General features: G+C 64.8%; 11 protein-coding genes. 5 read left to right on the plus strand and 6 right to left on the minus strand.

Annotated features, from left to right (window positions below; translation table 11 throughout):
- The first annotated feature begins 80 nt into the window (after positions 1-80).
- Genes GGR38_RS08965 through GGR38_RS08975 form a run of 3 tightly spaced genes read left to right on the plus strand, consistent with a single transcriptional unit; the run spans position 81 to position 7442 of the window.
- Entirely contained in the window at positions 81-980 is a 900-nt protein-coding gene (locus GGR38_RS08965) for an arginyltransferase (protein ID WP_183624684.1), read from the plus strand.
- Complete coding sequence (locus GGR38_RS08970) at positions 874-3231, plus strand: autotransporter assembly complex protein TamA (protein WP_183624686.1); 2358 nt, start codon at positions 874-876, stop codon at positions 3229-3231. The genes GGR38_RS08965 and GGR38_RS08970 overlap by 107 nt, the downstream gene beginning before the upstream one ends.
- Positions 3231-7442 (plus strand): translocation/assembly module TamB domain-containing protein, encoded by a 4212-nt coding sequence (locus GGR38_RS08975; protein ID WP_183624688.1) that lies wholly within the window; start codon positions 3231-3233, stop codon positions 7440-7442. The genes GGR38_RS08970 and GGR38_RS08975 overlap by 1 nt, the downstream gene beginning before the upstream one ends.
- A gap of 331 nt (positions 7443-7773) precedes the next feature.
- On the opposite strand, the gene glnA is transcribed toward GGR38_RS08975, so the two are convergent.
- The 5 genes from glnA to GGR38_RS09000 all read right to left on the minus strand — a co-directional run bounded on the left by glnA (position 7774) and on the right by GGR38_RS09000 (position 12771).
- A complete protein-coding gene (gene glnA, locus GGR38_RS08980) occupies positions 7774-9183 on the minus strand; it encodes a type I glutamate--ammonia ligase (protein WP_183624690.1) in 1410 nt (469 codons plus the stop codon).
- Between the two features lie 141 nt (positions 9184-9324).
- Positions 9325-9663, minus strand: a complete 339-nt coding sequence (locus GGR38_RS08985; RefSeq protein ID WP_168605132.1) for a P-II family nitrogen regulator — start codon at positions 9661-9663, stop codon at positions 9325-9327.
- A gap of 340 nt (positions 9664-10003) precedes the next feature.
- Positions 10004-10930, minus strand: coding sequence for an N-acetyl-gamma-glutamyl-phosphate reductase (gene argC / locus GGR38_RS08990; protein ID WP_183624692.1), 927 nt, complete (start codon positions 10928-10930; stop codon positions 10004-10006).
- A complete protein-coding gene (locus GGR38_RS08995) occupies positions 10927-11259 on the minus strand; it encodes an SH3 domain-containing protein (protein ID WP_183624694.1) in 333 nt (110 codons plus the stop codon). The genes argC and GGR38_RS08995 overlap by 4 nt, the downstream gene beginning before the upstream one ends.
- An 81-nt stretch (positions 11260-11340) precedes the next feature.
- The gene (locus GGR38_RS09000; RefSeq protein ID WP_183624696.1) at positions 11341-12771 is read right to left on the minus strand and encodes a leucyl aminopeptidase family protein; all 1431 of its coding nucleotides are present in this window, start codon (positions 12769-12771) and stop codon (positions 11341-11343) included.
- A gap of 113 nt (positions 12772-12884) precedes the next feature.
- Between GGR38_RS09000 and GGR38_RS09005 the strand changes: the two genes are divergently transcribed.
- A complete protein-coding gene (locus tag GGR38_RS09005; protein WP_246404393.1) occupies positions 12885-13712 on the plus strand; it encodes a DUF4163 domain-containing protein in 828 nt (275 codons plus the stop codon).
- A 60-nt stretch (positions 13713-13772) separates the two neighbouring features.
- Positions 13773-14597 (plus strand): type I methionyl aminopeptidase, encoded by an 825-nt coding sequence (gene map, locus GGR38_RS09010; protein ID WP_183624698.1) that lies wholly within the window; start codon positions 13773-13775, stop codon positions 14595-14597.
- A 42-nt stretch (positions 14598-14639) separates the two neighbouring features.
- On the opposite strand, the gene GGR38_RS09015 is transcribed toward map, so the two are convergent.
- A complete protein-coding gene (locus GGR38_RS09015) occupies positions 14640-15464 on the minus strand; it encodes a sulfite exporter TauE/SafE family protein (RefSeq protein ID WP_183624700.1) in 825 nt (274 codons plus the stop codon).
- Positions 15465-15522: the final 58 nt, after the last annotated feature.

Consider the following 15522-nt stretch of genomic DNA (forward strand, 5'->3'; position numbering starts at 1 on the left):
CGAGAGGGCCGACATGCGGGATGCAACCCGCAAGGTTAATACGCAAAGCCCCTGAGCCAGCTTTAAGGATCGCAAAAACAGTGACCGCCCCCGTTCGTTTTCCCCGGTTTTTCGTAACGGCGCCCGCGCCTTGCCCCTATCTGGCGGGCCGAACCGAACGCAAGGTGTTCACCGAACTCAAAGGCCCCCATGCCGATGCTCTGAACGATGCGCTGGGCCGGATCGGTTTCCGGCGCAGCCAGACGGTGGCCTATCGCCCCTCCTGTGTGGATTGCGCCGCCTGCGTTTCGGTGCGTGTGGTCACGGGCGAATTCGTGCCCAATTCGGCGCAGAAGAAGAATCTTAAGCGCAACAGCGATCTGGTGGCCTCGGTTTGCCATCCATGGTCCACCGCCGAACAGTTCGCCTTGCTCCAGCGCTATCTTGCCGCACGCCACCCCGGCGGGGGCATGGCCACAATGGACGAGGTGGATTATGCGGATATGGTGGAACATACGCCGGTCACCAGCTATGTGATCGAATATAGGGAGCCCTCGACCGGTTCTCAGCCGGGCCGCCTTGTGGGGGCCTGTCTGACGGATCGGCAGGGCGATGGGTTGTCGATGATCTATTCGTTCTATGACCCAGAACATGCGACACGGACCGGGCTTGGCAATTATATCATCCTTGATCACATCCGCAGGGCGGCCGGCGAGGGCATGCCCTACGTGTATCTCGGCTATTGGGTCGATGGGTCCGAGCGGATGCAGTATAAAGTCCGCTATCGTCCGCTGGAAAAGCTTGGGCGCGAAGGATGGATGCGCCTGTCTGATGAGGAACAGGACGCCCTTATCCGCAGCACTGCCGGGCGCGGCGGGGCCGAACGGGGCGCTGTTGCCGAACCTGCGGGCGCTGGATTGCGCGATGCGTCCGGGGGCGATGCAGGCAAGTTCATTGAGCGCGATCCGCAGGATTTATGGGGCCGCGGCAACCGCTTCTAAAGCCGAATGGCTGAATGGGGCCGCGCTGGCGCTGGCGTTGACGGGCGCTCTGGCGGGCGCGCCTCTGGCCGCGCAGCAGCGCCAGACCGATGATGACCTGCGCGCACTGATCCCTGATTCTGCGCTTGGCGACCCGGAAGGCTGGGCCAAGACGCAGGCGGCGAAAAAGCAGGCGGTGAAACCGGCGGCCTCTGCCGCGCGTGCCGCCTCGGCGGCTGCGCCTTTGGGCGATCTGAGCGTGCTGATTCCCGATTCGCCGATGGATGAAATCGCCGGGCTCGACCTGCCCTGGCCCGAACCGGGCAAGGAGGAGGCGACGATCCCGATCCCCCCCGCTTTGGCCGCGCAGGAGGATGGCGAAATGCTGGCCGCCGCGATGGAGCGTGTGCCGCCGCCCGGCGCCACACGCACGGCCGCGCGCAATCCGGTGGCGGAGGGCACCAAGACGCAGGAGCGCGAGACTATAATGGCTTCGGGGCGGGCGCGGCTGGTCTGGCCGGCCGATCCGGCCGCCATGCCTGAGCGCGAGGCGTTCGAGCGCCGTTTTCGCGACCTGTCCGCGCTCCAGGGTCTGGGGCCGCATGATGCCGATGCGCTGGCCCAATTGGTGGTGCGCGGCAGCAGCGACCGCAAGCTGCTGGAAAAGCTGTTCAAGGTCTATGGCTATTACGATGGCGAGGTGACGCAATCGCTGATCGGGCCGGAGCCGGGAGCGGACGGCAACAGCGCTCCGCCCAGCGGGGTGCGCTTTGATATGGACCCGGGGGCGCGCTATCACATCGGCGTGGTCACCACCGGGCGGCTGGATGAAACCGGCAAGGATTTCGACAAATTGCGCGCCGCTTTGGCGATCAAGACCGGCGATCCGCTCGATCAGGACACGATCACCGCGCGCACGAGTGATCTGGCCAAGCTGCTGGGCGAGGCAGGCTATCCCTTTGCCAAGGTGCCTGCTGCCTCGCTCACCATCGACCATGCCAGCGATGAGGGCGACGTTGATGTGGCGGTCCAACCGGGCGGGCAATATCGTTACGGGGCGATCACATCGGCGCTGCCGCGGGTGATGTCGCCAAACCATCTGGGTGATATTGCGCGGTTCAAGCCGGGACAGGTGTGGAACCAGAAGGACGTTGAGGACCTGCGCCGCGCGGTGCTGGCCACGGGCCTTGTCGCGGGGGTCAATGTCACCCCGCGCGAAACCACACCGCCCAAGGATGGCCAGCCCGGCGTGGTGGCGCTGGACGTGGCGATGAGCAAGGCGCCGGTGCGCACGGTGGCGGGCGAAGTGGGCTATGACACCGGGCAGGGCGCGCGGGTCGGGGCAAGCTGGGAAAACCGCAATCTGTTCCCGCCCGAAGGCTCGCTGAAACTGCGCGGCGTGGTGGGCACGAATGAGCAATTGGCCGGGGCCACGTTCCGCCGTGCCAATTTCCTGGGCCGCGACCGGCAATTGACGGTCGATCTTTATGCCACGAACACCACGCTGACCTCTTATGCCGCGCGAAAGGTGGCCTTTGCCACCAGCTATGAACGGCTCACCAACCTGCTGTTTCAAAAGCCGTGGACATGGTCGATGGGGCTGGAAGTCGAAGCCTCGGAGGAGCGCGAGGGCGTGCCCAGCGGCGTGACCACTGGGCGCATCCTGTATATCACCACCGCGCTGCCGCTGCGCGCGGGGATCGACAGCACGGACAATCTGCTCGATCCGACCAAGGGTCATCGCGCTTCGCTGCGCATTTCGCCGGAACAGAGCTGGGCGCGTGAGACGCAGTCGCGCTATGCCCGCATTCAGGCCGATGCCAGCTTCTATCGTTCGCTCGACAAGGTGGTGCTGGCCACGCGGGTGCGGCTGGGCACGATGCCGGGGACGGACATTGATTATGTCGCCCCCTCGCGGCGGTTTTATGCGGGCGGCGGGGCCTCGATCCGGGGCTTTGGCTATAATCTTGTCGGCCCGCGCAACGCTCTGGGCGAACCCAAGGGGGGCCGCTCGCTTTATGAATTTTCGATCGAGGCGCGGGTGAACACGCGCTTCTTTGGCGGGGCGCTGCAATTGGTGCCCTTCCTCGATGCGGGCGGGGTTGAGGCGGGTACTGTGCCCAAATTCAACGACTGGCGTTATGGCGCGGGTCTGGGTATCCGCTATCGCACCGGCTTTGGCCCGATCCGCATTGACGTGGGCACCCCGCTCAATCCAAGGGCGGGGGACAGCCGGATCGGCGTCTATGTCGCGCTGGGACAGGCATTCTGATGACGCAGGGGGCGGACATTCAGGATCAGGAACAGCCAAAGCAAGAGATGCCCCGCGCGCGCAGCGGTCTGGGCTGGCGTAAATATGCGCTGGGCCTGCCGCTGGGGATTGTGGGCGCTGCGGCGGCGCTGCTGGTCGGGCTGGATACGCCGGTGGGCCATCGGCTGATTGCCGATGTGATCGCGGCCAATGAACTGGACAATGGGCTGCGCGTTTCGATCGGGCGGATCGAAGGGTCGATCTATGGCCGGGCGCGGCTGTCGGGCATTGTGCTGCGCGACACGCACGGCATTTTCCTGCGCGCGGGCGAGGGCGTGTTCGACTGGCGCCCGATCAACTGGTTCTCCTCGGGGCTGGATATTCGCGAGGTGGTGCTGCGCCGCGCCACGTTGCAGCGCGTGCCCGAATTTCGCGCCACGGCGGCCGATGCCAAATTATGGCCGGATTTCGATGTGCGGCTCGACCGGGTGGCGCTGGAAAAGCTGGTGATCGCCAAGCCGGTGCTGGGGGCCGAGCGGCGGATTGATGCGCAGGGCAGCCTGCGGGTGGCCAAGGGCCTTGCCGCGATCCGGCTGGACGGGCGGCTGGGGGGCGAGGATCGGCTCTCGCTGGTGCTGGACGCGCATAAGGCGGGCGACCGGTTCAACCTTTCGCTGGATTACAATGCCCCCAAGAATGGCCTGCTGGCCGCGCTGACCCGCAGCCGTGCCGCGCGCGAGGTCAAGGCGCAGGGCAAGGGCAGTTGGAAGGTCTGGTCGGGCTGGGTCAAGGCGCGGCAGGACGGGCATAATGCCGTGGCGGTGGATTTCGCCAATAGCGACGGCGCGGTCCGGTTCGACGGCAAATTGTGGAGCGATCCGGCGCTGCCAGAGGGGCTGCGCCATACGCTGGGCGGCGGGGTGGTGGCGCTGGCGGGCAAGGGCGTGGTGGCCGAGCGGCGCTTTACGGGCGACCTGTCGGCCCGCGCGGCCAATATAAGCGCGCAAGGCAAGGGCGTGCTGGATCTGAAACAGCAGAGCTTTGTCGATTGGGCGCTTCATCTCAAGGGCGGGTCGAGCCTGCCGCTGGGCAAGGATGACGAATTTGCCGGGCTGACGGCGCAGGTGTTGATGAACGGCGCCTTTGCCGCCCCGCGCGCGCATATCGTCGCCCAGACCGCCCGCTGGCGCAGCCAGAAGACGATGTTTGAGGGCATGACGGCCGATGGCAACCTGCGTCGCGAGGGTGGGCGCTGGGTGTTGCCGGTGCAATTGACCGCCGCGCAGATCCGCACGCAGGATGGCACTTTTGACCCCGAATTGCACCATGTTCGCGCGGCGGGCACGCTGGCGCTGGACGGCATGCGGCTGACCAGCCCGGACGTGGCGCTGGCGATCCCCCATGGCACCGCGCGCGCCAGTCTGAGCGCCGATCTGGCGCGGGGCGACTGGGTGGTGCAGGGCAAGGCGGGGCTGCATGGCTGGCCCCTTTCGGTCGGGGCCGCCGATGCGCAGGGACAGGTGCGGGTCAGCGGGGCACGGGGTGCACCATGGCGCGTCAACGCCGATGTCACGGGCAGCATCCCGCAACTGACCAGCCACAGTCTGGAAAATCTGACCGGCGGGGTCTTGCGCTTTGCGGGCCATGTCGATGTGGCGCAGGGCAATCAACTGGCCGTTACCCGCGGGCGGATTGATGCGCCGTCTTTGCAGATGGTGCTGGAAGGCGGGCGCGGTGGCGATGGCCGGATCGCGTTGAACGCGCGGGGACAGCAGGAGCGCTATGGCAGCTTTGCCGGTGAATTGAGCATAGGCGAGGACGGTCCGCGCGGTCAGGTCCGGTTGCAGGACCCGTTGCCCACGCTGGGCGTCAAGGATGTGTTGGTGGTGCTGACGCCCGAGGCCGAAGCCTTGCGGATTGAGGCGCGGGGCAATTCGAACGTTGGCCCCTTTGTCGGGACGGCCGGGTTGATCATCCCCAAGGGTGATGGCAGGACAAGGCTGGAATTGCGCGATTTTCTGCTGTCCAGCACGCATGTCACCGGCTCGGTGATGCTCGATGATGATGGGGCCGACGGGCATCTGGCGGTGTCGGGCGGCGGGGTGTCGGGGCTGATCGCTCTGGCCCCGCGCGGGGGCGGACAGAGCGTGGATGCGGCCATCGAGGCGCGCAATGCCCATTTCGAAGGCGATCGCCCGCTGACCATCGCTGCCGGGCGGTTGAAAGTCAGCGGCCAGTTGCTGAAGCAGCATACGACCCTGTCGGCCGACCTGTTCGCGCAGGGGATCGGCAAGGGCAAGCTGTTTATCGGGCGGCTGGGGCTGGCGGCGCGGCTCAACGACGGCAATGGCACGATCAATGCCACGATGGGCGGGCGCAAGGGCAGCCGGTTCGACCTTCAGGTGAGCAGCGATATTGCGCCCGGCAAGGTCTCGCTGCTGGCCGGGGGCAGCTTTGCCGGGCAGAAGATCGCCATGCCGCGCCGCGCAACATTCACCGTGGAAAGCCGCGATGGCGCGCCGGGCGTGTGGCGTCTGGCGCCTAGCCAGATCGATTTTGGCGGCGGGCGCGTGGTGGCGCAGGGGTTGATCGGCAATGGCTCGACCGAGCTGGACCTTGGGCTGGTGTCGATGCCGCTGTCGCTGGCCGATGTTGTGGTGCCAGATATTGGGCTGGGCGGCAAAGTGTCGGGCAAGCTGACCTATGTGCAGCGTCGCGAGGCTTTGCCCGAGGGTGAGGCGCGGGTGATCGTCAAGGGGCTGACGCGTTCGGGGCTGATGCTGACCTCGCGGCCGGTCGATGTGGCGGTGGTTTCGCGGCTGGGTGCGCGTGCGCTCGATCTGCGCGCGGTGGCCAGCGAGGGGGGCGCGGCGCGCGGGCGTTTGCAGGCGCGGATCGACCAGTTGAGCGATACGGGCGGGGTCAGCGAAAGGCTGGGCGCGGGGCGGCTGGCGGCGCAGATGCGCTATGCCGGGCCTGCGGATGCGCTGTGGCGGTTGATGGCGCTCGATGCGTTCGACCTGTCCGGGCCGGTGGAGATTGCAGCGGATATGAGCGGGACGCTTGATGATCCCAGTATCCGCGGGTCGCTGGCGGGCAAGGGGATGCGGTTGCAGAGCGCGGCCTCGGGCACGGATATTACCAATGTCGATGTCAAAGGCGATTTTGATGGCTCGGCGCTCAGCCTTGGCACCCTGTCGGGGGTGGCGCCGGGCGGCGGGCTGGTGACGGGCAGCGGGCGAGTTGATTTCGCCCAGATGGGGCCGGGACGCGGGCCGTCCATCGATGTGGCGCTGGCCGCGCGGCGGGCGCAATTGATCTCGCGGCCCGATATGGCGCTGAGCGCGACCGGGCCGATCCGCATCATTTCCGACGGCATGACCGGCACGATTGCCGGGCGGCTGAACATCGACGCGGCGCGCTGGCGGCTGGGTCAGGCCAGTTCGGCGGCCGATCTGCCCAACCTGCCCACGCGCGAGATCAACCGGCGGGCTGATATTGCCCCGGCCACCGAGCGCAACATGCCATGGCGATTGATGGTGGACGCCTCGGGTGGGAATATTCGCCTGTCCGGGCTGGGGCTGAACAGTTTGTGGAATGCCGATCTGAAATTGCGCGGGGCGTTGCAGGAACCCTCCATCAGCGGGGCAGCCACGCTGGTCGAGGGCAGTTATGACTTTGCCAGCAAGCATTTCGACCTGACGCGCGGACGGATCAGTTTTGACGGATCGACCCCGGTGGACCCGAGGCTGGATATGGCCGCGACCGCGACGGTCAACAATCTGACTGCGACGGTGACGGTGCGGGGCACGTCGCTGCGGCCGGAAATCGCCTTTTCCTCGGTGCCTGCTTTGCCGGAGGAGGAATTGCTTTCACGCATCCTGTTCGGCGATTCGATCACCCAGATTTCGGCGCCTGAGGCCCTGCAACTGGGGGCTGCGCTGGCCGCGCTGCATGGCGGGGGCGGGCTTGACCCGATCAACAAGCTGCGCAGCGTGATCGGGCTGGACCGGTTGCGGTTCGTGTCCGCCGATGCGACCATCGGGCGGCAGACGGGCGTGGCTGTGGGCAAATACCTCGGGCGGCACATCTATGCCGAGATCGTCACCGACGGGCGCGGCTATTCGGCCACCAATGTCGAGTTTCGTCTGACCAGTTGGCTGGCGTTGCTGGGGACGGTGGCGAGTACGGGGCGGCAGAGTGTGAATGCCAAGGTGTCGAAGGATTATTGATTTCGGGGGAGATTTTGCCTCCGGCGGGCAAAGGGCGGGGGCCCTTTGCAATCCCGTTACTGTCGGCGTGGTGTGATGAGGGCGACCTCTGGTTTTGTGGTGGCGTTTGAATGATAAAGCCTGCGGCGCCCAGCGCTACTTCGCCGCGCCGCATGCTTTCTGACCCACTGCCTTTACCACCCGGCTGTCGACCATGTGCAACCCCATAATGGGATTGCAAAGGGACTGAGTCCCTTTGCCCGCCGGAGGCACAAACTTCCTGTAAACCTCAAAAGAAAAGGCGCCCGGTTTCCCGGACGCCCTTCTTGTACCTTGCAGCAGACCTGAAAGATCAGGCGCTGTAGTACATGTCGAACTCGACGGCCGACGGCGTGGTTTCCCAGCGCAGCACTTCGGGCCACTTGAGTTCGAGGTAGGAGTCGATCTGGTCCTTGGTGAACACGCCGCCTTCGAGGAGGTAGTCGTGGTCAGCAGCCAGCGAGTCCAGAGCTTCGCGCAGCGAACCGCAAACGGTGGGGACTTCGGCCAGCTCTTCAGGCGGCAGATCGTACAGGTTCTTGTCCATGGCTTCGCCGGGGTGGATCTTGTTCTTGATACCGTCAAGACCAGCCATCAGCAGAGCGGCATAGCACAGGTAGGGGTTGGCCATCGCGTCGGGGAAGCGGAATTCGACGCGCTTCGCCTTGGTGCCGGCACCGTAAGGGATGCGGCACGAGGCCGAACGGTTACGGGCCGAGTAAGCCAGCAGAACGGGGGCTTCATAGCCCGGCACCAGACGCTTGTAGCTGTTGGTGGTCGGGTTGGTGAAGGCGTTCAGCGACTTGGCGTGCTTGATGACGCCGCCGATGAAGTACAGGCAGGTTTCCGACAGACCGGCGTAGCCGTTGCCGGCGAACGTGTTCGCACCCTTATCCCAGATCGAGATGTGGGTGTGCATGCCGCTGCCGTTGTCCTTCATGATCGGCTTGGGCATGAACGTGGCGGTCTTGCCATAGGCATTGGCGACCTGATGCACGACATACTTGTAAACCTGCATGCGGTCGGCGGTGGTCACCAGCGTACCGAAGGTCAGGCCCAGTTCGTGCTGCGCTGCGGCCACTTCGTGGTGGTGCTTGTCGCAGGGCAGGCCCATGTCGAGCATGGTCGAAACCATTTCGCCGCGGATGTCGACCAGGCTGTCGACCGGAGCCACGGGGAAATAGCCGCCCTTGGCGCGCGGGCGATGGCCCAGGTTGCCGCCTTCATACGACTTGTTGGTGTTGGTCGGCAGTTCGATATCGTCGATCGAGAAGCCGTTGCCATTGTAGCCGTCGTAGAACTTCACGTCGTCAAACACGAAGAATTCGGCTTCGGGGCCGACATAGACGGTGTCGCCAAGGCCGGTCGACTGCACGAAACCTTCGGCGCGCTTGGCGGTCGAACGGGGGTCGCGGGCATAGAGTTCGCCGGTCGAGGGTTCGACGATGTCGCAGACCAGGATCAGCATCGGGGTGGCCGAGAACGGATCGACATAGATGGCATCGAGGTCGGGCTTGAGGATCATGTCCGATTCGTTGATGGCCTTCCAGCCTTCGATCGACGAACCGTCGAACATCAGGCCGTCTTCCAGCTCGCTTTCACCCAGGACCGAGGCGACCATGGTGAGGTGCTGCCACTTGCCCTTGGGGTCGGTGAAGCGCAGGTCGACCCACTCGATTTCCTCATCCTTGATCCGCGCAAGGATGTCTGCTGCAGTTGCCATTCCGATAGTTCTCCGCATTGTGGCCGGGGTCGACAGGTTCGAACCTCCGGCAAAGATTTCAAATTCAGCTATGTAAGGCGGCCCGCCTTGAATGCCTGCGCCCTGCGCCCGATCCCTGACGGGGCAGGGACGGGCAAGGGATCAGACCGCGTCGTTGTCGCGTTCGCCGGTGCGGATACGCAGGGCGTTGTCGACGGGGATCACAAAGATCTTGCCGTCGCCAATGCGGCCGGTCTGGGCCGCGCCTGCGATGGCTTCGACCACGCGGGCGGCCAGATCGTCGGCCACAACCACCTCAAGCTTAACCTTGGGCAGGAAATCGACGACATATTCCGCGCCGCGATACAGTTCGGTGTGACCCTTCTGGCGGCCAAAACCCTTGGCCTCGGTTACGGTGATACCGGACACGCCCACTTCGTGCAGCGCTTCCTTCACCTCATCCAGCTTAAACGGCTTGATGATCGCCTCGATCTTTTTCACGCCTGCACCATCCCTCATTGGCGGGGCCAGAGTGACCACCGCAGTGCGCACTTACGCCAGCATCCGGACCGCGATGGCCGGACCTGATACGGTTGACGCTGGTAAGGATCTAACAAGATTCGTGCCAGAGTCGATTGGAAGGGGATAGGACAAAGGAAGCCTGAGGAAAACCTCTGAAATGCGGCTTTGTGCGAAAGATTTTCCGGAAAACCGGGGGTGTGCGGGCAGGATAATGACTCAAACTGCCAATTTCGCGATCATTTTTTAGGCAGCGCTGCCTACATTTTGGGCATAGGCGCTCAAGAGGCTCTTTCCCGCCGGAAAGAGCCCCCAAACAGGATCAGAGCGCGAGGCCCGCCGTTTCGGGCAGACCCGCCATCAGGTTGAGGCTCTGGACCGCAGCGCCGCTTGCGCCCTTGCCCAGATTGTCGAGCACGGCGACAAGGCGCGCCTGCGTGCCATCGGCGCTGCCGAAAACATGCAGCGTGAGCGCATCGGAAGGCGCCATCGAGGCGCGCAGCAGCATTTCGGCAGGCGTTCCCGCCTCGGCCACGCGCACGATCAAGCCATCGGCATAAAACGCCGCCAGCCCTTCGCGCAGCGCATCGACCGAAGCCGCGCCGGGGATCGCGGCCAGAGGCAGCGGTACCTCGACCCACATGCCGCGATGGGCCGGAATCACGCTGGGGGCAAAGACCGGGGCATGGGCAAGCCCGGCATAGCGCGTCATTTCGGGCACATGCTTATGCCCCATGCCCAGACCATAGGCGCGGAAAGCGATGTCGCGGTCTTCTTCAAACCGCTCGATCAACGCCTTGCCGCCGCCCGAATAGCCCGACACGGCATTGACGGTATAAGGCCAGTCGGCAGGCAGAAGTCCGGCGCGCACCAGCGGCGCGACCAGCGCGATAAAGCCGGTGGGATAGCAGCCCGGATTGGCGATCCGGTCCGCGCCCGCCACTGCCTCACGCCCGACGATCTCGGGGAAGCCATAGGTCCAGCCCGGCGTTACGCGATGGGCGGTGCTGGCGTCGATGATGCGCACCTTGGACCCTTGCGCCATCTCGACGGCTTCACGCGCGGCATCGTCATGCAGGCACAGGATCGCGAAATCGGCGGCGTGCAGCGCTTCCTTGCGCGCGCTGCTGTCCTTGCGGCGCGTGTCATCCAGAATGATCAGGTCGAATTCCGACCGTCCGCCCAGCCGGTCGGCGATTTCCAGGCCCGTGGTGCCCGCGGCACCATCGATGAACACGCTCAGGCTCATGCCAGTTTCTCCAGTTGATCGGCGGCGATATAGCCGACCATGCCGCCGGGAATCTCGCCCCACGCATGGCCGCCTGCCAGATCGAGCACATCAAATTGCGCGCCCGAACTCAGGCTGGCGATGGCCTCGCCCCCCGGAGCACGCAAAACCTTGGTTTCGCCCATGGCGCGATGCGGCATAGGCACCACATAGTGGGGCACAAACACCTGTCCCGCCAAGCGAATATGCGCAACATCGCCGCGCACCGGGACATGGGCCGGATCGGGTTTGGCCGCAGGGCCGCTCAACGCGAAAGAAGCGCCCAAAGCCGGAACCTGATTTTCAAACATAGACAAACTCGCCTGCCCCCCGGAACGGAAAGGCGCGCGCTTAGCGGGAAGGCGAGAATTCTGCAAGTTTTGCGGGAAAATTCACCCAAAACGCGCCCGCAGCATCGCCCATGCCGCGCGCAGGCCCAGCGCGTCGCCGCCCTTGGGGCGTCCCGGCTTGGCGGCGGGGCGCCATGCGAATGTGTCGAAATGCGCCCAGTCGATCCCTTCGCCCACGAAACGGTCGAGGAACAGCGCGGCCACGCTGGCGCCGGCAAAACCGCCGGCGGGGGCGTTGTTCATGTCGGCAATGTCGGATTTGAGCCATTCGCGATAGCCATCATACAAAGGCAGCCGCCAGACCGGATCATCGCAGGCCAGTCCGGCGTCCAGCAAAGCCTGCGCCGTATCGTCGGCCCTGGCAAACATAGCGGGCAGATCCGGCCCCAGCGCCACCCGCGCCGCGCCCGTCAGCGTGGCGAAATCGAGGATCAGGTCGGGCTTGCCCTCGCTGGCCCGCGTCAGAGCGTCGCCAAGGATCAGGCGCCCTTCGGCATCGGTATTGCCGATTTCCACCGAGAGGCCTGCCCGGCTGCGCAGCACGTCGCCGGGGCGGAACGATCCGCCCGATACCGCATTCTCCACCGCCGGGATCAGCAGGTGCAGCCGCACCTTCAGCCCGCTCTCCATCACCAGCCGCGCCAGCGCGAGGGCATGGGCCGCCCCGCCCATATCCTTCTTCATGATGAGCATCGCGCTGGACGGCTTGATGTCCAGCCCGCCCGAATCGAAACACACACCCTTGCCGACAATGGCGAGGCGAGGGGCTTTCTCATCGCCCCATTCGATCTCGATCATGCGCGGGGCGTGGCTGCGCGCGGCGGCGCGGCCCACCATATGGACCATCGGAAAATCATGCTCCAGCGCCTCGCCGCGCGTCACGCGGATTGTGGCGCGATGGGCCTTGGCGATCAATTCAGCCTCATGCTCCAATTCGGCGGGGCCAAGATGTTCAGCGGGCGTGTTGACCAGATCGCGCACCAGCGCCACCGCCGCCGCCTCGGCCATAGCGGGCGCGATGGCCTTGACTTCGCCGGTCAGCAGGATGCGCGGCGTCTCGCTGTTGCCATCCTGACGATAGCGGTCATAGCGATATTGGCCAAGCGCCCAGCCGATGAAGGCGGCCCCGGCGCGGCATTTGCCGAAAGGCGCGAGGCGATAGAACCCACCGGGCAGAACATCGCCCAGTTTGCCAAGGCACCAACTGCCCAGCACCTCGACCTTGGCCACGCCCGCCGCCACGGCAAAGCCGTCGCCATCTGGGATGATCGCATGGCTGCCCGCCTCGCCCTTGAACTTTTGCCCGGCCAGAGCGGCGCGCTGCATCGGCGTGCGGGCTTTGAGCCATTCCTCGTAAGAAGCCTTGTCCACCAGATGGATGGGCGTTGCGGCCTGCTGGCGGTCGGGCTGGACCAGATCAGCCTGATTCTGGCCTGAATGCGAAGGGTCGGCGGTGTTGTGGGTCTTGGACATGGCCCCCTTATGGCCCCAAGCGGGGGGCGGCTTCAATCCAGATAATCATCCAGCTTGCATGGGGGCGAGGGGGCTTTATCCTTGGCCGTGAATGACATTTGGAGTTGGCAGGTATGATAAAGGCACGGGCGATTTTGATGGCAGGCATGGCCCTGTCCTTGCCCCTGTCTCTGGCCGGCTGCGGCGGGGCGGGCGATGCGCCCTCGCAAGGCGCCAGTGCGGTCCCTGGAACAGCGCCTACCCATGCCGCCACCCCGGCGCCCACCCCCGGTGAGGCGCGCAAGGTCAAGATCGCCAATGACTTCTTCGAATTCGACTATAGCTATCCTGCCGCGGCGGCGGGCATACCGGGCCTGAAGAGCTGGCTGGAGGCGGACATCGGCAAGCAGCAGTCGCGGTTGGCCAAGGAGGCGCGGGCGGCGGCGAAGGAAGCCAAGACCGACAATTTCCCCTTCCGCCCATGGGCCGTTGGCGTGGACTGGAAAGTGGTCACCGATCTGCCCGGCTGGCTCAGCCTTTCGGCCACGCTTTATGAAGATTCGGGCGGGGCGCATCCCAACCATGGCTATGCTGCACTGCTGTGGGACAAGAGCGCGGGGCAGCAGCGCAAGGCCGAGGATCTGTTCACCGACAAGGCGGCCCTGTCGGCGGCAATCCGTGAGCCGTTTTGCGCCTTGCTGGATAAAGAGCGGACCAAGCGGCGCGGCGAGACGGTGGTGCGTTCGGGCGAATGGCCCAACAATTGTATCGACCCGGTTGCCTCCACCGTCATTCTGGGCAGCAGCGACCGCGCGCATTTCAACCGCATCGGCATTCTGGTCGGGCCTTATGAGGCCGGGGCTTATGCCGAGGGGGATTATGAGATCACGCTGCCGGTGGATGCGCGGGTGATGGCGGCGGTGCGCCCGGAATATCGCGGTGCCTTTGCTGCGGGCAAATGAAGCGGCGCCCCCAATAAGCACACCCCTGTCATTTTTTGTACGCTTTGCTATATGAGAGTCATGACACAATATCAGATCGTCGCCGATGGCGACACCGTGCTGCGCGACGGCACGATCAAGCTGCATGGTCCCGCCGCGTTTGAAGGGATGCGCCGCGCCGGTCGTCTGGCCGCCGAGATCCTTGATGCGCTGACCGAGGTGGTCAAGCCGGGCGTTACAACGGGCGAAATCGACGACATCGTGCGCCAGATGACGCTGGATGGCGGGGCGGTTCCGGCAACGCTGGGCTATCGCGGCTTTGCGCATAGCTGCTGCACGTCGATCAACCATGTGATCTGTCACGGCATTCCGGGCGACAAGGTGTTGAAGGACGGCGACATCGTCAACATCGACGTGACCCCGCTGCTCGACGGCTGGCATGGTGATTCCAGCCGGATGTATCTGGTGGGCGATGTGCCGTTAAAGGCCCGGCGTCTGGTGGATGTGACCTATGAATGCCTGATGATCGGCGTGGAAATGGCGCGTCCGGGTGTTCGCCTTGGCGATATTGGCCATGCGATCCAGCGTCATGCCGAGGCGCATCGTTACGGTGTGGTGCGCGATTTCTGCGGCCATGGCGTGGGCCGCCTGTTTCATGATTCGCCCGAGGTGGTGCATGTCGGCACGCCGGGCACCGGGCCGGAATTGAAGCCGGGCATGTTCTTCACCATCGAGCCGATGATCAATCTGGGCAAGGCCGGGGTCAAGATGCTCGACGATGGCTGGACGGCGGTGACGCGCGACCGTTCGCTCTCGGCGCAGTTCGAGCATTCGATCGGCATCACCGAGGATGGCTGCGAAATCTTTACGCTCAGCCCCAAGGGCTTGCACAAGCCGCCCTATTGAGCAGTTTAACAAGGGGCGGTGCCAAATGGCGCCGTCTCTTTTTTACGCCAGCGCCTTGTAGATCGCAAAGGAACTGGTGGCCATCAGCACGATGCTGACCATGATGAGCAGATGCTTGGGCGCGATGCGCTTGGCAAACCATGCGCCAAAGGGCGCGGCCAGCAGGCCGCCCACGAGCAGGCCGCTGGTGACGGTGGTGAAGGCCGAGAAGCCCGAATTATAGATAAAGGTGGCCGACACCGCGAAGGTCAGCACGAATTCGGCGGTGTTGACCGTGCCCACGGTCTTGCGCGGATCGGTGCCTTGCAACAGCAGGTTGGACGTCACCACCGGCCCCCAGCCGCCCCCGCCTGACGCATCGAGAAAACCGCCGACAAGGCCCAGCGGCATGGTGATGCGCGCCTCGTCATGCAGCTTTTCCGAAGGGTAGTGGAAGGCCTTGTAGAACAGATAAAGCCCGATGGCCGCCAGATAGGCCATCACCAGCGGCCGCGCCACCGAGGCATCGACATGCGACAAGACCGTGGCCCCCGCCACCCCGCCGATCACGCCGGGCACAGCAAGCCGCCCGAACAGCTTCCAGTCCACATTGCGATGCAGGATATGGCTCAGCCCCGAAGCGCCGGTGGTGAAGAACTCGACCAGATGCACCCCCGCGCTGGCCCGCGCGGGCGGTACGCCCATCGCGCTGACCAGCAGCGTGGAGGAGATCACGCCAAAGGCCATGCCCAGCGCGCCATCGACCAGTTGCGCGGCAAAACCGATGCCGATGTAGGGCAGAAGCGCTTCAAGGCTGAAAGAGGCGAGGCTGAGGGACACGAAAGGCTCTCTTCTGTCTGAAAGGCGCCCGGTTTGGCGCTGGGCCATATGGAAACCAGATTAGCGCAGGTCTTGCAGCAAAGAAATTCTATCGAAGTGGTGGAGA

This window comes from Novosphingobium sediminicola (assembly GCF_014196525.1).
In the GTDB taxonomy this organism is placed as follows: domain Bacteria; phylum Pseudomonadota; class Alphaproteobacteria; order Sphingomonadales; family Sphingomonadaceae; genus Novosphingobium; species Novosphingobium sediminicola.